The organism is Paenibacillus sp. ATY16, from assembly GCF_003399985.2.
Lineage (GTDB): Bacteria > Bacillota > Bacilli > Paenibacillales > Paenibacillaceae > Pristimantibacillus > Pristimantibacillus glycanilyticus.
This window is the reverse complement of the sequence record NZ_NMOK02000037.1, coordinates 464115-485622: the sequence shown is the minus strand read 5'-3', so window position 1 is coordinate 485622 and position 21508 is coordinate 464115. Positions and strand designations below refer to the sequence as shown.

10 protein-coding genes are annotated in these 21508 nt (G+C 51.3%); 4 read left to right on the top strand and 6 right to left on the bottom strand.

Going from position 1 to position 21508, the window contains the following annotated elements; genetic code table 11:
• Window positions 1-855: 855 nt before the first annotated feature.
• Window positions 856-1311 (bottom strand): GNAT family N-acetyltransferase, encoded by a 456-nt coding sequence (locus CFI03_RS22525; protein ID WP_248759900.1) that lies wholly within the window; start codon window positions 1309-1311, stop codon window positions 856-858.
• Window positions 1312-1468: 157 nt separating this feature from the next.
• Window positions 1469-3268 (bottom strand): ABC transporter substrate-binding protein, encoded by a 1800-nt coding sequence (locus CFI03_RS22520; protein ID WP_248759893.1) that lies wholly within the window; start codon window positions 3266-3268, stop codon window positions 1469-1471.
• 846 nt (window positions 3269-4114) lie between these two features.
• Between CFI03_RS22520 and CFI03_RS22515 the strand changes: the two genes are divergently transcribed.
• The 4 genes from CFI03_RS22515 to CFI03_RS22500 all read left to right on the top strand — a co-directional run bounded on the left by CFI03_RS22515 (window position 4115) and on the right by CFI03_RS22500 (window position 8870).
• Window positions 4115-5443, top strand: a complete 1329-nt coding sequence (locus tag CFI03_RS22515; RefSeq protein ID WP_248759868.1) for a spore germination protein — start codon at window positions 4115-4117, stop codon at window positions 5441-5443.
• Between the two features lie 5 nt (window positions 5444-5448).
• Window positions 5449-6519, top strand: a complete 1071-nt coding sequence (locus CFI03_RS22510) for a GerAB/ArcD/ProY family transporter (protein ID WP_248759866.1) — start codon at window positions 5449-5451, stop codon at window positions 6517-6519.
• Window positions 6512-7594, top strand: a complete 1083-nt coding sequence (locus CFI03_RS22505) for a Ger(x)C family spore germination protein (protein ID WP_248759864.1) — start codon at window positions 6512-6514, stop codon at window positions 7592-7594. The genes CFI03_RS22510 and CFI03_RS22505 overlap by 8 nt, the downstream gene beginning before the upstream one ends.
• Before the next feature lie 943 nt (window positions 7595-8537).
• Window positions 8538-8870, top strand: coding sequence for a hypothetical protein (locus CFI03_RS22500; protein WP_248759862.1), 333 nt, complete (start codon window positions 8538-8540; stop codon window positions 8868-8870).
• Between the two features lie 130 nt (window positions 8871-9000).
• On the opposite strand, the gene CFI03_RS22495 is transcribed toward CFI03_RS22500, so the two are convergent.
• The 4 genes from CFI03_RS22495 to CFI03_RS22480 all read right to left on the bottom strand — a co-directional run bounded on the left by CFI03_RS22495 (window position 9001) and on the right by CFI03_RS22480 (window position 21165).
• A complete protein-coding gene (locus CFI03_RS22495; protein ID WP_201005905.1) occupies window positions 9001-9315 on the bottom strand; it encodes a hypothetical protein in 315 nt (104 codons plus the stop codon).
• The gene (locus CFI03_RS22490) at window positions 9312-9680 is read right to left on the bottom strand and encodes a DUF6864 domain-containing function (protein ID WP_248759860.1); all 369 of its coding nucleotides are present in this window, start codon (window positions 9678-9680) and stop codon (window positions 9312-9314) included. Before CFI03_RS22490 ends, CFI03_RS22495 begins: the two co-directional genes overlap by 4 nt.
• Before the next feature lie 577 nt (window positions 9681-10257).
• Window positions 10258-18552: a GH36-type glycosyl hydrolase domain-containing protein gene (locus CFI03_RS22485; protein WP_248759858.1), complete on the bottom strand. Its 8295-nt coding sequence runs from the start codon at window positions 18550-18552 to the stop codon at window positions 10258-10260.
• Window positions 18553-19233: 681 nt separating this feature from the next.
• On the bottom strand, window positions 19234-21165 hold the full coding sequence (locus tag CFI03_RS22480; protein WP_248759856.1) for a fructose-1,6-bisphosphatase: 1932 nt from the start codon (window positions 21163-21165) through the stop codon (window positions 19234-19236).
• Between the last annotated feature and the right edge of the window lie 343 nt (window positions 21166-21508).

Below are 21508 nucleotides of genomic sequence, written 5' to 3'. Positions count from 1 at the left end.
ACAGCTTTTGTTGTGAGCTTCTAAATGTTGCTTTTGGTTAGTTCTGGTAGGTCCGCTCGAAATATATTTTACTTAAATGCCGAGAAAGGAATAACTAGACCTAAGAATGCCCAGTGCAGCTTCATCGGATATAATGTGACGGCTGCTGTCGTGTTGCTGAACTCCTAACGTCTCTCATTAGCTTAATGACTGATCGCACTTTTTCAATATATCATTGGAGTAATAATTAACCGTTTTTGTTTAGACAAACATATGGCTATATCCATACCACTGATTTTTAAAGATTCGAGTAACTGGAATGTTTGTCGATAATAATTAAGCAACGGATTAAAGATCCAACGTACTGTTCTGTTTTCATTAGTTTTGTAAGAAGCTTAATACATCAATATTTATTTTTATCTTTAGGTTTTAAACGAGACCTAATAAATTTCAGGTCTATCAGTCCCAAAATTATCGCAACAGCTAGACCAACTAAAATATTTCTAGAAAAGGCCGTGTACAATCCAAGTGCTAAAAAACCGATCAAACGAATTGCCTCGATTAACTTTTTGTATTTGAGCATTTTTCTCTCCATTTTTCATTTGAATTATTACTCACTATATCAATTTTCGGAACTCATTCCTAAAAACAAATTTTGCTAAGACTTCTCAATTAATCTGCTTTCGTTGAGAAAACGGCAGTCATCATGTAGAGAGCTGCCGTAGTATCTTTATTGAGCTAATACTTCCCGATAGGGCAGTACCTTCACCACTGTCATTCCTTGCTAAGTCTTCGGCACTTAATGTAAAGAACATGCTCGCCCTGTCGATGACAGGAAGCATGTCCTTATTTCACATCAAGCTTCGCATGTTTAGGTTACAGGACTAAGGTCATAAAAGTGCTGTAAGGATCGAGTGTATAATCTGCAAATGGGCCGCACTCCTCAAAGCCGAAGGCCGTGTACAGCCGTCTGGCCGGCTCGAAAGACGCCATCGAGCCCGTCTCCAGGCACAGCCGCCGGTATCCTCGCCGCCGGGCCTCCTCAATGATGTGGGACAAGATGGATCGGGCAACGCCTTTACGCAAGTGGGCGGATGCGGTCCGCATCGATTTGATCTCGCCGTGGCCAGGATCGAGCTCCTTCAATGCCCCGCAGCCAAGCAGCTCCCCCTGCTCCCATGCGCTCCAGAGTGTCACATCCGGCCGCCGCAGCCCGTCCAGGTCTAGGGCATGCACGCTCTCCGCCGGGGATTCCTCCGCCATGCCTTGAAGATGTTCGCGGATCAATGCTGCTATTTCCGGCCCGCTTAAATCGTCCAGCCTAATTTCCATACCCTTCACCTTCACTCCGTTCTAAGTTTCATCTCTTGTGCTGTGATCATTGTACAGCCGGACGAGCATGAAAAAAAGGTAATCTTCTCGGGAAACATTTCCCCTTTCGTCAGATGTCATGTTTTCTCGTTCCGCAATCACGATGGATCAGCCGCTGTTAACCTTCCCCTTTAAACCAGATGTCCTTAAAATCTACCCACCCGGCAGCATTCAACCGTACGCCCTGCTGCGCCGGATGGGACAGCACCCGGGCCTCGTTGTAGGTCAAATAGACCGCCGTGCCGTGTTCGATCAGCCAGGTCTCCAATCGCTGAAGCGCCTCATCCCGGGCTTCCGGTTCCGCCTCCTGAAGCAGCCGCCCCACAAGCCGGTCTACTTCCACCTGCATTCCGGGATTCAGCATGCTGCGAATGAAGCTCTTCCGGGACAGCAAATATTCGATCTGTCGGAGCAGCCCCTCGCTCAGCAGCGCCTCGAACAAAATCAGGTCCGCCTCCCGGAACCGTTCTTCCTTCATTAATTCCTCCCAGGGCAGAATATGAACGTCCAGCCGGATTCCGACCTGACCATATTGCTGCTGAAGCCAATAAGCCGCTTGTTCATGACGCCGGTACGCATACAGCTTCAGCCCCTCTCCGCCATATTCGACCCGTTTTAATTCCTTGGATGCCTCTTCCAGATCATACAGCGAATCAGTAGCAACCGGCTGAGGGTCAAGATGAAAACCGAGACAGGGGAAGGCATGCGGGTACCCTAGCTCCCGGACCATGCGGTTCCGGTCAACCGCAAGTGCAAGTGCCCTGCGGAAGGAACCGTTTTGCAGAACCCCAGGCTTGGCGAGGTTCATGGTCAGCATACTGCATCCGGTGACGAGACGGCTGCGCTGCCATGTCTTCAGTTCCTGGCGGCGGGCTTCCCCCGTTTCAACGACCAGTACACCTGGATTGTTCTCCACCGTCCATACACCACCGATGTCCGTGATGATCATCACTTCAATACGATCTATCAGGCCCCGGGCCGCATAATAATTCGGGAAAACCTCAAGCACGCACATCCCCGACGTAAGCTTAGCGATCCGATAAGGTCCGGCCCCGACAGGCAGGCTTGAGGGAACCGTTCCGGCCCCGGACTCCCCGCTGCCGTGGGAAAGGACCGCCGTCCCCGTATGCGACATAAATACGGCAAACAGGACATTGGGCTGACGCAGCTCAATGCGGACGGTGTAACGCGATTCCGCGTAGATCTCAGCGATGTCCCTGCACAGCCATGAATGATTGTTAGATTCCTGCTGCAAGCGTAACAGGCTGTATTTGACGTCATCGGCCGTAAGCTCCTTGCCGTCGTGAAATGTCACGCCTTTCCGTAAATAGAACGTCCAAAGGCAGGCATCGGAGCTGGACTCCCAATGGTGCGCGATGCCGGGAATAACCTTGCCGATCTCCATTTCCAGTTGCACCAGGGTCGCATGGATTTGGCGGATCAAATGGGTATCGAAAGCATACATCGCGTCCGCCGGATCCAGTGTCACGATCGGCCGGTATATCGGCAGGCGGAGCGTTTCCACTATACTACCCTCCCCGGTCGTTTCCGTCCGGTAACCGAAATAGCCGGTCAGCCAGTCCATAAACCGCTGCATCACATCGGGTTCGCTCGCCTGCTCTTTTACCCAGAGCAGAGCGCCCTGCAGATCTCCCTGTTTCACGTATCGCTGTGCTTCCCTAATCACGAGCCCCTGCTTGTCCGCCAGAAACGTCAGTTCCGACTGATGGCCTCTGCCCTGCCCGGCCACATACCGGATCAGGCCGGCATCCGTCATTTTGCGCAGGATCAGCCTGGCGTTACGGGGCGTGCAGTACAGGGTCTCAGCGAGCCCGTCGATCGTCACCCGAAACGGTTCTCCTTCTTTTTCACCGGAATAAGCGCATCGCAGCCGAAGGTAATCCTCTGCCAATTTCACTGGACATAGCCCCTTTTATAAAAATTGGTATGCAACCAACATACAAATTTTGCTGGCTCATTTCAATCCCAGCGGCCGGGCCTTTCTGCGCGGGGAGCAAAAAGGCAGTCTTCGGGCTCTTTCAGCCATCAGACTGCCTGTCTGTATTTTTGTGGTTGTACGCTAGCTACTTCAGCAGTTCCACCGCCTGCGTATCCGGACTCGGCGTGCAATCGTTGCAACTGGATCATGCTGGGCTTCTTTTAGATCTGCTTATGCAAGGCGGCATTTTTGCCTTCTCAACCAGAACTCACCTCCAATTCTTGCTTGATGAGAAGAAATTTTTCTTAGTCGAGAATGATTTCCAATCCCCCGTTTATGGGCATATGAAAGTTATCTGACGGAAAATAAAGAACATTCCAGCGTAAAACTCGCCTTACGTTTTCTGGGAGTTTAATAATTAATCGTTGAAAACCGCAGTCACAGGAATGTTTAGGTTAATGAGGGATCCAAATCTGCTACACATGTAGTAGGGGGATTACTACGACGCTCCTCAATCCCCGCAATTACTTCTCGCATGGCCCGTACATTCCGAACTTGTTTAGAAACGGTAGCATCCGCTGAATCCGCGTGAAGACTACACATCGATGCACCACTGAAACGTTCATGGCCCTTCACGCCCTAAGCCAGATCACTTCGCTATAATTGAATAATACTTCCCACGTCAGGCGAATCATTCTTCATGCATCCTTCCATCGATATGTGCGAGATGATTCCATTGAAATCCGTCGCGTTCAATCGATAGATCGGTAATATTTTACATAATTCTGGATGGCGTTGGTCATGCTAGAGGATAGGTGATGGGAAATGATTATAAAAAAGGAAAATTCACAACGAAAACAGATCATTGAGCAACTAGGGAATGCGATGGATTTCCAAATCCTTACTCTTCAAATATGCGGAATCCATCTGGAAATGATCGCGTTGTCCAGTCTTGTGGACGTTGCGGCAACCGCCCGGCGTCTGTCGGAAGCCGGGCGGGAGCCTGCAGAGAATTGGCAAGCGCTGCTCGGTGAGCTTGGCGCGGAGGAAGCGCGCGATGGTTTGGTTCGCGGCCTCCTTGACGGCCGGACCATCATTTTACAGCCTGGCGGAACCGGAGCGGCTTGGGTGCAGTCGGAGGACCGGCAGCTTTACCGGCCGGTCGGCACGCCAAATAATCAGAACATCCTCGTCTCTTCGCAAGCAGGATTCATCGAAGATCTGTCAACCAATCTCGGACTGATCCGGAGTGAGCTTCGCTCTCAAGACCTGAAGTTTACGCATGTCGATATCGGCACCCGTGAAAAACGGCGGATTATAGTGCTTTCACTTGATCACGTAACGGATCCAGCTTTCGCGGCCGATATCGAGAAGGCGCTGAGCGCGCAGACGCACACTCCTTTCGTCTCTCTCCAGCAAGTTTCAAACTGGCTGTGCAGACGGCCCAAATGGAATCCGATTCCGTCCTTCTTCAAAACGGAGTCTCCGCACGAGGTCACCTACTTCCTGAAGAAAGGCCGGGTCGTTTTGTTAGTCGATGGTTATCCGGAAGCCATCGTCCTCCCTGTGGAGCTGCCCGACCTGTTCATTGCGGATACCGACCTGGAGTACACCCCCGTCATCGCGTTCATGATCGTCGCATTCCGCATTCTTGGCGTCATTATCGCCATATCCGCTCCGGCGGCTTATGTCGCTTTGATATCGGTGAATCCGGACGTCATGAAGGTCGAGCTCATTTATTCCATTTCGTTGAGCCGAGTAGGCGTTCCTTATCCTTCACTGACCGAAGCGCTACTGCTCTTGTTCATTATCGAAATGCTGTTCGAAGCGCTTATTCGGCTGCCCAAGAGCGTCGGTCCGGCGATGACGATGGTCGGCGGCATCATTCTCGGACAAGCGGTCGTCGAGGCGAATCTGGTCAGCAGCCTGTTGATTATCATCCTCGCGGCTTCCACCATCGCCAATTTCACCGTCATCGGGTATAACTTTGCGCTCGTTATCCGGCTATGGCGGTATATAATGCTTCTCTTTGCCGCTATATTCGGGCCGCTCGGCATTGTGTGCGGGTTCTATATCCTGCTCTCGTTCATCAGCTCGGCTACGATTATGCGGCAGCCGATGATTCCATTCAGGCTAAGTATGAAAAAGGAGTGAACAGAATGAGCCGCGGAATCAGCGTTGGAGCCTTCTTTCTTGTACTACAATACGGACTATTTATGTTCGTGTACCCGCAGAGCATCATTCAGTCCCAGTCATCCGGCCATTGGCTCGTCATCGTCATCGGCTGGCTGATACAAGGAGCGCTGCTGCGTCTGCTGGTTGGAGGCTTGCGTGAGGACAAGACGGATCTGCTCGCTAAATTCCAGCATGCGGGAACATGGATACGTCTCTGTTTTGTTTGGCCGCTGATCATCTTCAACCTGATGGCCATCGGGGTCATGATCCGGGGGCATGCCCAAACGCTCAGCATGTTGTATCTGCCCTCCACGCCGCTTTGGGTTTTGTTCGCGTTGCTGCTCGTCACCGCGCTGAGCATCGCTTATGCGGACAGCGATTCTCTGCTGCGGCTGGCGCTGGTGATTGGATGCTTCGGCATCCCCTTAATGCTGTTCTCCTTCCTTGCTGCCTTGAGGTACGGGAATTACCTTATGATTTTTCCGCTACGTCCGACGTTGGCTTTCCTGCATGAACCGAAAATCCTGCCTTCGATTATCGCCTTCGTCAACGTCTGCGGCTTGATTGGATTTTTCGGGCCGTATTCCGCATCCGCCAAACGCTGGCTTTGGGGAGCGTGGTTAGTTTCACTCTTTCTGTTCCTCGCAAACGTATATCTTCCCCTAAGCGTGCTCGGCCAGGAAGTTGTGGAAGATCTCCGGTTTCCTTTGATCGTGCTGCTAGACACGGTACGAGTAAAATGGTTTTTTTTCGACCGGATCTCGTTATTCTATATCATGACGATCATGTTCAGCACGCTCATAAACCTAAGCGGCCTGCTATGGCTGACGAGACAGCTTGCCCTGCATTCGTCGTTCGTTCCAAGACTAATCACGAATCCGGCTGTCATGTCTTCGCTTGCAATCGTCGTCGCCTATTCCATTCCGACTTTGGAAGCACTGGAACACCAATTGCGCTGGGGAGGACCCCTTCGTTTAGGCATGTTGCTGATCCTTGCGTTGATCGCGGGCTACTATCGCAATCGAACAAAGGTTGGGGGACTGCCGCGTGCCTAAACGATCGTTAAAATGGATTTGTTTCCTTTTCGTCTGGCTTTGTTGCGGCTTGCTGACCGGCGGCTGCTGGGACAGTCATGACATAAATCACCGCTCCATTCCGGTCATCATAGGCATATCCAAAGGGCAGGAAAAAGCTTATAAAGTTTCGCTGCAGATTCCCATCCCGGCAGAACGGAAGCTGACAGTCAAGGTCGTCTCGAGAGAAGCTTCCACGGTCAGCGCAGCGATTAACGCCATTCGAGTCGACGTCGAGAATTACATCGACCTGCTCAGCGTGCAACTCATTGTCTTCAGTCAAGAGCTCGCCCAAGCGGGACTTCATGAAGAACTGACCAACGTGATCCGGTCAAGGAATTTCTCCCCCAAAGCGCTGCTTGCCATTACGGACGGAGATATGGAAGAATTACTGACCAATTCCAATAATGCCATTTCGAACGATGTCACGACTTTCTATAAATTCTCGAACAAACGCGCCGGATGGACGCCTAGAACGACGAAAACCAGCTTGCTGGACGCATTCGCCGCGACAAGATCGTACACGCAGGACACCATGATCCCCATCATTAAGCCAGGCCGAAGAACGGTGCTCGAATTCGACGGCTCCGCCCTGCTGAAAAAAGGGAAGATGGTCGGCCGGCTGAACGAAGAAGAGATTGTGGCGATAAACGTGGTAAGTAATAACTATTACGGCGCCGATGTCGAAGTAATGCAAAATGCGAGCGTCACCATTCGATCAGCCCATATCGACTGGCAAAGTAAGATGACCGGTAGCGGCCCGGAACTGCTCGGAAAGCTCTCCATTCAGGCTTCGCTTACGGAGTCAGAGGCCGTAAAATCGGCAAGCGAGCATGAGAAAGAACTACAAGTAGAATTCACGAAGAAGCTGGAGAACGTCACGAACAAGCTGGTAAAGTCCGGCTGCGATCCGATGGGGCTCGGCAACCACTTCAGAAGCAAAATCCCGTTCAACAATCTCACGAACTGGCGGACTGAGTATTACCCTAAGCTGAAAATCAAATACAGCGTCCACGTCGTGATCAACAATCTAGGCGAACTGGTTCAAGAGGATTAGCTTCCAGGAGCAGGCGTGGTGTGCCCTTGACATTAAGCACTGCTTTGGAAATAATTCGCCGCTATCATGGTAGCGTGTAGACACCCGCATGCGCATATCCGTCACAAAGCGATTAATCGCGTTTCCTCAGCACTGCTTACCTGGCTCCCGTGTGCATCAACCGAATTGCTTGTTTTTAATAAGAAAAACGACAAAAAGGCCAGCGGCGACGCTGCGGCGACGCTGGCCTCTTTTCAGAGATATTTAATTGTGTCACAATCCATAGAAAGTCATATAAATAGTATATTTTTATATAGATTCAGTATATTAAAGTTACATAGTATTTTATACATATGTTTATTATTCTAGCAAATCCCTTGTATAGCAGCTCTTTAGCCCAGGTCTGATACAGATACCGAATAGTTACTAGGTCATCATTTGTTATGTTTATGCACAGTATTCTTCCATCGGCTAATGGGCATATGTCCAAATGATTAAGTATCATCAACATTTCCTTTCGTTTATGAACTACTCAAAAACCTAGCTATACGTTCAAGACTTAGGTGCTTCCTCTAAGCCTGTGAGCTGGGTGCCGCCATCGTCCGGCACAGCGTATTTCATAAGAAAAATTCTTACTTTACGCCACTCACCCCATCGTTTTGATGGTCCGTATGTTTCCGTACGTTCTATCTTTAGACATGTACATTCGGAAGTTTGTCAGTCCCATTTCGCGGAACATTCTCACGATATCTTGTTTTTCAGCCGCGCGGCATATCCGTTGGCATACCTTCCCTAGAAGGGTGGTGGCTACAGCCGCCGTTCTGCCGACTCCACCTGTACTTCATACCACATGCCCTGTCAGACATGACGCAAGCAGGAGTATTGGCGGGATAGCCAAGCTACGATTGCAAAAGCTGTGGGAACTGATGCAGACGGTACAGATCCTACCAAGATCGCACCCTACTTGAACGGCAAGCAAAGCCAAGTTTATTATATTTACGCAGCAAGCCCAACTCAAACTTCCATGCTCAATGATATTTACTATGATATCGTAACTATGAAAGCACCGAGCACGATGGGAATTTCAAATCCATCCGGAGCAAATTGGCATTATTCAACAACCGGCCACAGCCTTGTAGTCAATGCAATATATGATGACAAGTCTAAAATCCAAATCGCGGATCCACTTGGCGGAACGCAATCAGGTTGGGCAGTTTACTATGAAAAAACAGCAGCTGTTGCTTATAGTGTTGTCACACGTTCCAAAAAGAATATCCAGTATTGTTCCAATATATAACTACAAAAAAACCGCAATTTTTGCGGCTTACAATGTTACTATGTTCTGTTATCTGAATTACTAAATTCTTGAGTAAACCAATCGTGATTGAACAGCTTTATCATTAAGAGTCCCTCGCAAAAATGCTCGACTAGCCTCCTTCTTCTTTTGACCGCGATCCGATCAAGTAACCGATAATTGTCGATTCAACAGGAAGTACCACGAGCGTCCACATTTCCTTTAAACCGAAGTCGGGCGAACGATATTGGTCGGGGATCAACGTATAGACCAGCGCGATGATAAGCACACCGAGCGTGATCGTACCGACGATATACAGGCGCACGTTCTCACCTGAACCAAAGAATTTACCAAGAAAGCCGAGCTCCGCTTTGCGCTTATCGTTCTCCGCGTTCGCAGCGATGATCTTGCTTGCTACCTTCGGATCCTGAATTTCGATTTTGTTCATACCGGCACGACCCCCTCTCCCGCAAAGAAAGTAAAGGCCAACGCCCAGGACGTCGCATCGTAATTTATAGTCACTTCATAACGCAAAGATAGTTTGCGGTTGTTCAACACGCCGAGCTGAATCATATCTTGATTACCGATTGGCTTGCCTCTCGGAAAATTAACGCAAGCGATGCGGACTTCATTGTAACGAACCAGCTGAATATTCGTCATGAAGTCGTCTCGTTCCGATTCGTGTTCAATACAAAACACGAATATCAGCGGATCACTCTCTTCCGACAATACAATTTCGATCGGATTCATTCCATAGGCCAGTACGCGGCCGTGATACACTGCTTCATATCCGCCGGACTTAATTTTCATCATTTACACCTCCGTGGTAAGTTGTCTTCGAACAAGCTTTTTATTACAGTGTACGAGCAGGTGTTCGAATTCATGTCTATCGATCGATGGCCGCGGCAGGAATATTGTCTTGAATGTTTTCTTAATAATTATTTATCGGATCAGGCTATTTGAGACGAAGGACATTAAGACTCTTCTACAGCGCGCTCAGTATGCTCAAAAAGCTCGTTCAGAGCTGCCAGTTGTTTCTAAGTAGGCAGCTAGAAGTTGAAAGTCGAATTTGCGGTCCAACCGTTCATATTGACAAGAACTTGATAACATAAAACAAAAAAGCCGCAATTTATGCGACTCTCAATGATACCATGTTCTATTATCTTCTAAGATGTATTTGTACCCTCTGATCATTTCGTCCTTGTATAAAAGTTCTTGTCTTAATACGACATGAAGATGCTGCATCATTTCGAGGGAGCCTCATAAAATTTTCTCCAAAAAAACCTTGAACGGCACGAAGCCGATCAAGGTCAAAAAGGCCGCAAATATGCGGCCTTTCGGTACATCAAACGTTGTGAATGCGGGTATATACACGATCCCTGCAAACGAGCTATAAAGTCAGTTCGACCACATGCTCCAATTGGTCGTCCTCCAGCGTGATAAACGGACTTTCGCCCATAAGATTCAAGCTGAGCTCGGTCTCTTTGCCATCGATCCTTAATGCCGTGCAGCCGCCGGATTTGCGCGACGGGTTGCGGACGATGATTCGATAGGCTGTGTGTTTGTACTTATACGTAACGGTGTATTCCGGCCATTCCGCAGGGATGCAGGGCTGGATCAGAAGCTTTTGTCCCCTTTTCTTTATCCCTACTATCCACTCGATTCCCGCTTGGTACATCCAGCCGGCAGCGCCGGTGTACCACGTCCAACCCGCATGTCCGCGATGCGGATGCTCCGTATAAACGTCAGCCGCCATGGCGTAAGGCTCCCCGACGTAAGTGCGGGCGTCAAACGAGGACTTTGTGTGCGTAATCGGGTTGAACATATGGAATAACTCGAAAGCCTTGTCCCCGTCCCCGAGCATGCTCCACGCTACAATGCTCCAGATGACACCATGCGTATATTGCCCCCCATTCTCCCGAATGCCTGGCGGATAGGCTTGGATGTAGCCCGGGCTTGGCTTGGTCTTGTCGAATGGCGGTGTCAAAATATGCGCGACGGCAAGATGTCGGTCGACCAGCTCCTTGTCGAAGGAGTGCATCGCCTGCTGCGCGCGGTCCTTCGGCGCCATGCCGGATATGACCGACCAGGATTGGGCGATAGCGTCAATGCGGCATTCCGCATTGCGGACGGATCCTAGCCAATCTCCGGCATCGGTGAACGCGCGGCGGTACCAATTTCCGTCCCAGGCTGCTTCCTGCATATCATTCTCCAGCTTGCTTCGCGCGCTTAGGTAACGCTCCGCGTGACTTCGCTTGCCATACCGCTCGCAGATTCCGGCAATGCCGCTCAGGACTTCGCCCAGGAACCAGCCCAGCCATACACTCTCGCCGCGCCCTTGCGGTCCGATATTGCTCATTCCGTCGTTCCAATCACCGATTCCCATGAGCGGCAATCCGTGTTCGCCGAAGCGAAGCGCCCGATCAAGCGCGCGGAAGCAGTGTTCGAGTATCGTCCCGTTCTCCTCCGACAGAACCGTCTCTTCGTAACGTTCGTGCTCGTCTTCCTTCAGAAGCTCACTCTGAAGGAAAGGAGCCGTTTCCGTTAATAGGCTCTCATCCTCCGTTTGCTCCAAATAACGGACAACGGCATATGGCAGCCAGAGCAGATCGTCCGAAAATCTCGTGCGGATACCGCGGTGCGTCTCTTCGTGCCACCAATGCTGCACATCTCCTTCACGGTACTGGTGCGAAGCATGGCGAATGATCTGTGCTCTCGTCATTTCCGGCCGGACATGCAGCATGGACAAAGAATCTTGAAGCTGATCCCGGAACCCGAAGGCGCCTCCCGCCTGATAGAATGCCGTGCGTGCCCACATCCGACAGGACAACGACTGATAGAGCAGCCAGTTGTTCAGCATAATATTCATTTCGGCCGAAGGCGTAGCAACATGGATCGTGCCGTTTATGTCTTTCCAGAAGGCGCAAGCATCCTGATAAGCCTTTTCGCATGCGTCCGCTTCACTGTACTTTCGGGCCAGCTGGGTCGCGGCATCACGGGAATCGCCGCAGCCGAGCAGGATATAGACGACGCCAGCCTCGCCGGGTTCGAGCGATACGATGCCTTGAATTGCTCCACAGGCATCATGGACCGGTCCCGTCTCTCCCGAAAGACGCATTTTGCGCATTGCGGCAGGATCCTCCAAGTCGCCTTCGCGCCCGATGAATGACAGCCGGCTTCCCGTCCAGGTCTGGCTAGGCTCTAATGTCCGAGGATGCATGGCAAGGAATGGCGTCGCTTTACGGAACGTGTCCTGATAGGTGTTTCTAGCAAGCAGTATCTGATGTTCTGGATCCCATTCCGTAACGATATTGGAGGCGTTGTCTTCGCGATTCACTCCAATAACCCATTCGGCGTAGTACGTCACGGACAGCTTCCGTACGTCGCTCGTTTCATTAGTCAAACGCAGCCGGATGATCTTGACGGGATCGTTCAGAGGGACAAATACCGTCATCTCATGCGATAGACCATGACTCTCGTGCTCGTAGCGCGAGTAGCCTTGTCCATGCGATACGGTATGCACCGTTTTGGATTCCGACTTTCGGGATGGCGTCATCCCCCAATATTCACCGCTCGATTCATCTCGTATATAGACAGCTTCGCCAGGCGGATCCAGTGCGGGATCGTTGGACCATGGCGTCAGCTTGCATTCACGGCTGTTGCTCCACCAGGTTTGCCCGGTGTACAGCTCCGAAGCCAGGAAGCCGAAATTCTCGTTTGCAATTACGTTGATCCAAGGAGCAGGCAGATGCTGCCCGTTGCGAAGCACGATCCGGTACTCGCCGCCATCAGGCGAGAAGCCTCCGTATCCGTTGAAGAACAGATCCGCGCCTTCGTCCCGCGATGGCTTGTCGGAATAAAGGTTCTGCGGCGAAGTCGGCACCAGGTCGGGTAATTGCTCGGTGCTTCCTGACTCGCGAGACAGGAGCTGGGCTCTCAGACTTGGTCCTTCCGCATGCAGCAGCAGCCGCGCTGTGGCGAACAACAGATTCTTGTCTTCTTGGGATTGCTCGGTTGCCGCGACGATATGAACGCCGGCGCCATTGTTAAGGTTATGGACATGCTGCTCGATCATCCGCTGGAGTGAATCGCGAAGCTCCTGCTGATAACCGCCGGAGGACTCGTTCCAAATTACGAGATCGAAGCTTAACCCCTTCCGGCGCAAATATTCGTAGCCGACCAGGAGTTTATTCATGAACGGCAGGCTCGACGTTTCGGCCACGCTCACCAATACAATCGGCCTGTCGCCGGAGACGCCATGCGCCCACAGGCCCGGCTGCCCTTTCGTATTCGCGGAGATGCTTGCCTCCTGCTCTGGACGAAACGGAGATGCGAACAGGACCCGTCCGGCCAGCAGCTGGTAAGCGGACGCCTCCTGTTCGCCGATGCGTAAATGCTGCAGATCGATTTGGCTTCGCGTCCATGCCATTTGGAAGGTACGTTCTGCCTGCGAGGCGGACGACAGCTGCGCAACCATTTCAAGCGCCTGTTTTTTGCTCTCGGCTGCACCGGTTAGGGCTGTCAGGCTGATCTGCTTGCCAGGTTCAACATGCACTCGCTTACGCATGATAAAAGCGGGATCGGCAACGGCACCGAAGGTGCCGCCTAGCCGGGCAGCCAGTCCGCGCGGATTGGCAAGCGTATGCCCTCTGCCGATAAAGGCTGTGCGGTCCGTCTCGAATTCTGCTGCTCCTTGATCCTCGTCAACTCGTAGCGTGTGAAAAGCCCATAGAGCTTTCTCGTCATCATTACGAGGGCGTTTGAAGGCTAGCAGGCACTGCTCCTCCGAAGCAAACTCCGTTTGAACGAAAAGCTTGGTAAAGGAGGGATGAGCCTTGTCCGCGTTGTGCGCGGCCATGGCTAATTCCATGTACGTCGTTATTTCGACAATTCGGACCTCCTGCGTCGCGTTGGTCAACGTCAACCGGCGCAGCTCCGCATTATGCTCGGTCGATACGGTCACCTCGAGCTTCGTCTGCAGCCCGTCATCCTCGCGGAGGAACGTCGTCCGCTCCTTGCGAAACTGAACGCTCGCGCGATCCGCCTGCTTGCGGCATGGCAAATAGGTCGGGGACCAGCAAACATTCTTCTCCACTTCCCGAATATAGATGTAGCTGCCCCAAGGATCCATCACCGGATCTTCCCGCCAGCGCGTCAAATCCAGTCCGTTATATCGGATGAAGCCGCTGCCGGTTTCCGTCAGGACCGTCGTTAACGAACCGTTCCCATGCACGTTCGCCTCAGGCAAATGCGCGGGCACCTCCGCGAATTCTCGCAGCGGGTCGTTCTGCGGCAACTTGGTTTCGCCTCCGCTTCGCGACCTGCCCGGCAGCTCCCGATTGAGAAGCGCCGACTTGTGCGGAATCCGCTCGATCAGCAGCAGCTCGGCGGCCTGAACGCGCTTATCCGCATGAAAATAGTTGATCATGCAAGACGGCACCAGCATGTTGGCCAGCGTAAGCAAGCTCATGCCTTGGTGATGCGCCATGAAACTGCGGATGATTTTGTAGGTTTCCCCCTGCGGCATACGGTGAGCGGTGTAATCGATCGCCTCGTAATAGCCGTATTGTCCTCGCCCGCCAAGCTGATCCAAACGCTCCAAATTTAGAAGGCCTTCGCGCAGCGCGAACGGAAGCGCCATAATCGTGGCATAAGGCGCGATGACCGTGTCTTCCTCAAGCCCGCGCTTGAACCCCAGCCCCGGCACGCCAAAGGCGCGATATTGGTAATTCAGCTGATAGTCGTACGCATAATAGCCTGATTCCGAGATGCCAAAGGGCACGTTGCGTCGTGCGGCGTATGCGATCTGACGCCGCACGACGCCGCGGTAGGTACTATCCCAGACCGTACCCGGATAGGTTCGCATAATCAGCCAAGGCATCATGTATTCAAACATCGTGCCGGACCAAGAGATCAAGGTCGCGTGCCCGCCTTGCTGCTTGGCCGTGCGGCCAAGCGCCATCCAATGGGAGACCGAAATTTGACCAAGCGCAATGGCGACGAAGCTTGTTTGCCTTGCTTCCGATGCGAGCAAGTCGTAGAGAATCGTTTCCCGTTGACCCGAATCGGCATGGTAGCCGAGCACAAACAGCTTGGCCTTGTCGTCATAGAGCTGTCGGAAATCGGTTGAGACGATCAGCCGTTCCAAGCGGTCGACAAGCTCATAACCCTGACCAATCCAACCGGTCGTTGCATGCATCGGCTCATCTTGCTTCACATTTGATTCTCGTCGCGCTTCGTACATTTCCTCCGGATGAATGCGATCCTGTTCGATGGCAAACTCCGTGCCAACGGCCGCTAATGGAGCTTGCCCGCGCCGCCGGGAACCTTTGCCCCATCCGTCCGTCTGAAGCCAGCGAATCAGACCTTGCTTAACCGTCATCAGACTGGCTACGAAGTTGCCGGAATCCACCGTCGAGACATAAGCCGGACGAAGCAGCTCCAGCGTTGAAGTGTCGTACCAGTTGTACAAATGGCCGTTCCACTTCTCCATCCGTTCGATCACGCCGACCGTTCGCTCGAGCCGTTCCACCAGCATCGGCGTTGTGATGAATTCCAACTCTCTCGCGGCTAGAGCCGCCGTCAGGAGAAACCCGATATTGGTTGGCGACGTTCGGTGCGCAACGCCGTTCGGGGGCTCGATTTGCACGTTGTCCGGCGGAAGATAGTGATCCTCTTTCCCCGCATAGTCCTCGTAGAACTGCCAAATTTCCTTCGCTAAGGTGCGCAGCTGCTCCGCGTCAGCGGCTTCAAGCGGCCGCTCCGCTTTGAGAACGGGTTGATCAAGCCAGCGTACTGCAACCGGAGCAAGCGCCCAGAAGAGGCAAAGGGCCAGTCCGAAACACAGAAGCGGGATGCTCGGCTGCAGGACAACCGCGACCGCGAATAGCAAGATTAACAAGTAGCCCCCCCTGCCGCCAAGAATCAAGCGGCGCCGTGCCTCAGCTTGACTTCGTTCCGTCTGCGAGAAGCTGGTCCATTCCAGCATCCCGCGCTTGCTGAAGGCCATGCGGTATAGCGTCTTGACTATGGCGTCCAGCAACACGGCTGTCTGAAACGGAAGCGTCCAGAATCCGATGCCGGCCATTACCAGTGTCGACAGCACATGCTTTGAATGCGCACCTGCCGAATTCATGATGGCTAGCTGCCTGATTAAGGGCAGCAGCAGAGTGAGGAACAAGAACGCAAGCCAGCGTGCCGGATAGCCGGGCAAAACGGTCACGGCCAGCCCGAACAGCACGAGCATCGCGATAGGCATCAAGCTGCGCCGCAGATTGTCGATAATCTGCCACCGCGTGAGCAGAGACAGATCGATCGGCTGCAGCTCTCCGCGCCGGTCACAAAGCTTGGTGCGGAGCCAGCACAGGAGCTGCCAGTCACCTCGAACCCATCGATGCATCCGTTTCTGGAAAGATAGAAAGGTGGACGGGTGCTCTTCGATTAACTCAATGTCGGACACGAGCGCCGCCCGCAGAAATCCGCCTTCGAGCAAATCATGGCTAAGCACGGTATTGTCCGGAATGCGCTCGCCAAGCAATTGAGCGAATACGTTGACGTCGAAAATTCCTTTGCCTGTAAAGATGCCGGTACCGAACGCGTCTTGGAACGGATCGGAGACCGTAAACGCATAAGGATCGATGCCCGGATCGGACCAGAAATAAGCAAGCCGAGAACGCATGGCCGAATCGTGGCTGGTGCCGATACGGGGCTGCAGGACGCCATACCCTTCCACTACCCTAGTGCCCGCCTTGTTTAAGCGAGGTCGGTTGTAGGGAAAATGCAGCGTTCCGATCAGCCGCTGCGCGCTTCCGATCGGAAGCTGGGTGTCGGCATCCAAGGTAATGATGTAGCGAATACCGGGCAAGACCTTACGGTCGCCGTGCGTTACCGCATAGCTGGTATCTTCGCTACCGCGTAACAAATTCACGAACTCGACCAGCTTTCCCCGTTTTCGCTCCCAGCCCATGAACTTGCCTTCGCCGGGATTCCACAGTCTGGCTCGTTGGTAGTAATGAAAGGTTGTGCCGCTGTCCCCGTACATACGGTTCAAGCGGTCGATGCGGGCTTTGACCGCGGCGACAAGAATCTCGTCCGAGGGAAGGCTTTCTTCTTTTGCATCGGTGAAATCGCCGAGCAACGCGTAATGAATATTCGGGTCCCGATTGCCTAAGTAATGGATCTCGAGCCGATCGGCAAGCTCGTCCACTTCTTGGACCGTCGACCATATAGCCGGTATGACGACCATAGTCGCAGCTTCCGCCGCAATCCCGTTCGAATAGTCGAACCGCAACAGAGGTTTGGCCCGGCAGATTCGCTCAATCCCAAAGTTTAGGCCAGTCATAACCCACTCGCTTACCGGGAACAGAAGAGCTAGGAATACCGCTGCAATGCCTGCTGTCGTTATGGTATCCCAATCGACGACCCAAGCCGCCACGACGACCAGCAGCAGCATGAACAGTGCCAGCAGAGAAGAGAAATAGTTCATGGGCGCGCTTCTAGCTAAGCCTTTGAGCGGCATTGTCCGCGGCTTACTGCACTTATTCAACGCTTGAACCAGGCTTTTTACGCCTGCCGGCTCAAAGACGTAATATGCAGCAAAGGCTTGGCGCATTAGCGCTTCTTGCGGATGCTCTTGTTCCGTAGTTTTGTTCTCTATTTGTATCGGATTCGCGGAGCCATGTTCATAGGCATGCTTTGCAAGCGCGATCGATTGCGAAGCGACGAGACTTTCCGGTACTCGCAGGCGTCTGGCCATTTCCTCGATCCGATTTAAGATTCCATTCCTGCTGGATGTATCCAGGCGAGGGTAAAGGCCCGTCGCATCCTCGCGCATGGTGCGATCGAGTAGACTGATCGCCTCGAACAGTTCATCCCAGTTTCTGCGTTCGTTGCTGCGCAGGCTCGTAATGAGGTTGCCTGCTTTTACCTGATAGGCGACTTGGAGCTTGGCTTCGTACGTGACGATTCGGTCAAGGTCGTCCGAGCCGTTCTCGTACGTACAAACGAGCCATTCGCGTACGGCAGCCGAATCGCCCGACCATTCCCGCAGATGGCTTATGAGATGCGCGGCCCATGGACCGGACAACGGCGGGATCTGACCTGCTTGCTCAAGTAGCGTACCGATCGTTTCGGTGCTTAGTCTGGCCGGTTCTATCTGCTTTAACAGCTGCTCAACCTGACTGCATACTTCCCGCCTGTACCGGACCAATGCCATGGTTTCAGCGATCTTCCCGATAAGAGAAACTTTGAGCATGATCGGAATCAACCGGGTCTCGGCCAGCGTCAGTACGGATATTTCCTGATAAGCGCCAAGGAAAGCTAGCAGCGTCCTCTCGTCCAGGATGCCTTCGACTTGTTCCAGATATGCCAGACAAAGCGCGTGGATACGCAATCGTTCCTCTCCGCGCAGTCGGGGCAGATGGATAAGCACTGACTCGGACAAATGCATCTTCAGGTTCAGCACTTGTTCCTCGATGAACTCCGCATTGTCTAGCAGCCATTCTTCGGCTTGCTGACCGCAGCCGACTGGCGCATCCTGCAGCAAAGCGACGAAAGCTCGGATACTAGCGATGTCGGTTTCGACTTGTCTTTTTATATAACCTGACCGACCGACCGCAGACTTGAGCTGTTGCTGAAGCGCCAGCTCGTGCGCGCGCTCTCTGAGTTGTTCAGTTGTGGTAGACATGAATGGTTCCTCCGGAAGAAATAGGTTAGAATTCAGCAAACGTACTTTTCGTCCGGTTCGTGAAGAAATATTGGACCATCTAATCATTTCCATTTTAAAGGACTTTTATAAAATACTCCTTTCAACTTATTCGCCAACGACAATAAACCGGATGCCTCATTGAGACGGCATCTGGCACTGTTCTTCAACATTATGTCGTATTCAAATCGTTCAACAGCTTAGGTGCCGCCTCGATGACGGAACGAGCAATCGCTTTACTCTCCGTATTGATCCTCCACAATCTCAGCTAGCTTCGCCTGTTCCAGGTAATGCCTCGGCGCTTGGAAGGTCACGGTGACGACGCCCAGATTGAGGCGATTTCAATTGAGCCGGTAATCATGGCACGGTTCATAATTTCGGGTACCGTCAAGTTGAAAACAGCTTGGCAGCGCGGGAGAGCCCATTATCATCCCGGGTTACCGTATACGCAAGCGGTGCGCTGAACAGGAATGATCAGAAATCGCCGGCATACTCCAACCTGACCATCGAAAGTCATCGTATGGACATTCGTGAAATGGCAGGGCGTAATATCGGCGCCGCATGATGTGCATCGGAAAGCCTGCAGCTTTTCTCCGCAGGCTTTTATCCGTATGTTGTAAGCTTGGTGTTGCCTATGAAAAGGTACTTCTCCGTATAGTTGTTTCATTTCATGTAGCGATATTCTAGGAGATTTTTCAAATTTGAGATTTTCAGCAGCAGCTTCTCCCCGACATTGGTTTCCCTCACCAGCTTCCGCACCAGTTCTTTGTCCACCAGCCTTTTTATAGACAAGACGTCCGTTCCGTTGCATAACACATCTTCTTTTGAAATAAATTTCTGATGGGCAACGAGCTGCATGCCAAAGGAATTATACAACAAGGTATAGCCGGCGATCCCTGTTGTGGATTGATAGGCTTTGGAAAAGCCTCCGTCAATAACAATCATTTTCCCGTTTGCTTTAACCGGACTCTCTCCTTTGATTTCTTTAACCGGCGTGTGACCGTTAATGATATGTCCATGATCGGGATTCATATCAAATTCCAGCAGAATTTTTCGGCATATCTCCTCAACTTCACGCAGATGGTAATAAGGGTTCTTTCTCTCCTTATAGGTTTCTTTATCTTGGATAAAGTACCGTTCAAAGGTGGTCATTTCTTTCTTTCCAAAGAGCGACGAACATTCCCCTGTCCAGATGTACCATACCATATCCGTAGCCAGATCATCCGTATCTTCCGGGTGCGCAAAGGCGTAACGTAAATAATATTCAAAAACATCAAGCAACTGACGGCCCGAATACTTCTTGTCTTCAATCTGCATTTCTTCCATGTTTCCTTCTTCATCCAAAGGAATGCAGCCGTGAAATAACAAATTCCCGTTGTATATTAAATAAAGGCTACCCTTTTTCATAAGAAAACTCATATGTCTGGCCAGCTTTTCGGAATGCTGAACGGAGAACAGCAGCTTTTCCATTACCTGTTGTTCTTCCTCCAGCAATTGTTCAGGCTGCTGCGGATTTACGGTTGCAAAACAGGTGTTTTCCAGCGGGTAAGTTTTTCCGCCGATCTTGATTTCATTCTTGTCGTAATCGATCTGCTTAAGCAAAAGCCTGTTAGACATATTAAAGTATGGGCGTCTCTTGATAATCGGGATTTCAAGCTTAAACTGAATCATGGCAATGGCTTGATGAATTTTGGTGATCTGCAGGATTTCCTGCTCCGAGCCGTTATGGTCGGTCTGCAGCTTTGGTCTAAAGGCCGGATTGTCATTATAGTATTTCTCCGCCAAATTGAGCAGTGGACGAAGATTGATTCCGTATACGTCCTCGATGATGTCCAGATTGTCGTATCTGGCGCAGATCCGGATAATATTCGCAAGGCAGACCAAGGAACCCGCATAGGCGCCAATCCACAGGACATCATGGTTCCCCCACTGAATGTCTACGGAATGGTAGTCGATCAGCGTGTCCATGATTTTATCGGGGTCCGGCCCGCGATCATAGATATCCCCGACTACATGAAGATGGTCAACCACCAGGCGCTGGTTCGTATAAGCAAGGCCAATAATAAGCTTGTCCGCCTGGCCCAAGGAAATAATTTGCCGGTATATTTCCTCATAATAGGGGTCCTTATTGTTTGTCGAATCCGTCTTGTATAGAAGCTCTTCTACAATATATACAAACTGCTCCGGCAGAGCCTTGCGCAATTTGGCCCGCGTATATTTGGATGAGGCGAATGAAATGAGCTTAAGCATTTGTTCAATCGTTTTTCTATACCATCGGTTCAAGGCTTGTTTATTGCACAGGTCTCCTTTAACCAGCTGTATTTTTTCTTCCGGATAATAGACTAACGCCGTAAAATCATTGATTTCATGATCCGTCCAATCCTCACGGAACAAGGCTTTGATTTTCTCTTTTACGGTGCCTGAACCGTTTCTTAGTACATGCTGAAAAGCTTGGAACTCCCCATGCAAATCACTGACAAAATGCTCAGTTCCCTTGGGAAGATTGGAGATCGCTTCAAGGTTGATGATTTCTGTTACAACTTTTTCTTCCGTATCGTATTTTTGGGCTAATAGATCTAGAAACTGCGCATCCAAAATAGATATCCTCCTTCAAGGAAATATGGTAATGTATAAGAGGTTTTTTTAATGGGGCTAGCCACGTATCTCTAAGCTTTATGTTAACAGTAAAGGGAAAGTCATTAGGCCTTTGGAACTCTTACTAACAGCTATTATAACTGAAACTTCCCCCACTATCCGCCCGTTAGCTTAATCTTTTACAAGCTTAGAATGTTATAGGAAATCAGCTCTGCCGGGAATGATGTCAAATTCTTGTCAAAATCGGGAATGGGATAAAGTTCTTGTCATTCTGATTTGACAACAACATTATCCCATAAAATATAAAAACCGCGATTTACGCGGTCTTTAATGAGATAATTTT

Bases quoted from the DNA above. Each gene is read 5' to 3' on its own strand.
- CFI03_RS22525 (WP_248759900.1), bottom strand. From the start codon at position 1,311: ATGGAAATTAGGCTGGACGATTTAAGCGGGCCGGAAATAGCAGCATTG.
- CFI03_RS22515 (WP_248759868.1), top strand. From the start codon at position 4,115: ATGATTATAAAAAAGGAAAATTCACAACGAAAACAGATCATTGAGCAA.
- CFI03_RS22510 (WP_248759866.1), top strand. From the start codon at position 5,449: ATGAGCCGCGGAATCAGCGTTGGAGCCTTCTTTCTTGTACTACAATAC.
- CFI03_RS22495 (WP_201005905.1), bottom strand. From the start codon at position 9,315: ATGAACAAAATCGAAATTCAGGATCCGAAGGTAGCAAGCAAGATCATC.
- CFI03_RS22490 (WP_248759860.1), bottom strand. From the start codon at position 9,680: ATGATGAAAATTAAGTCCGGCGGATATGAAGCAGTGTATCACGGCCGC.
- CFI03_RS22485 (WP_248759858.1), bottom strand. From the start codon at position 18,552: ATGTCTACCACAACTGAACAACTCAGAGAGCGCGCGCACGAGCTGGCG.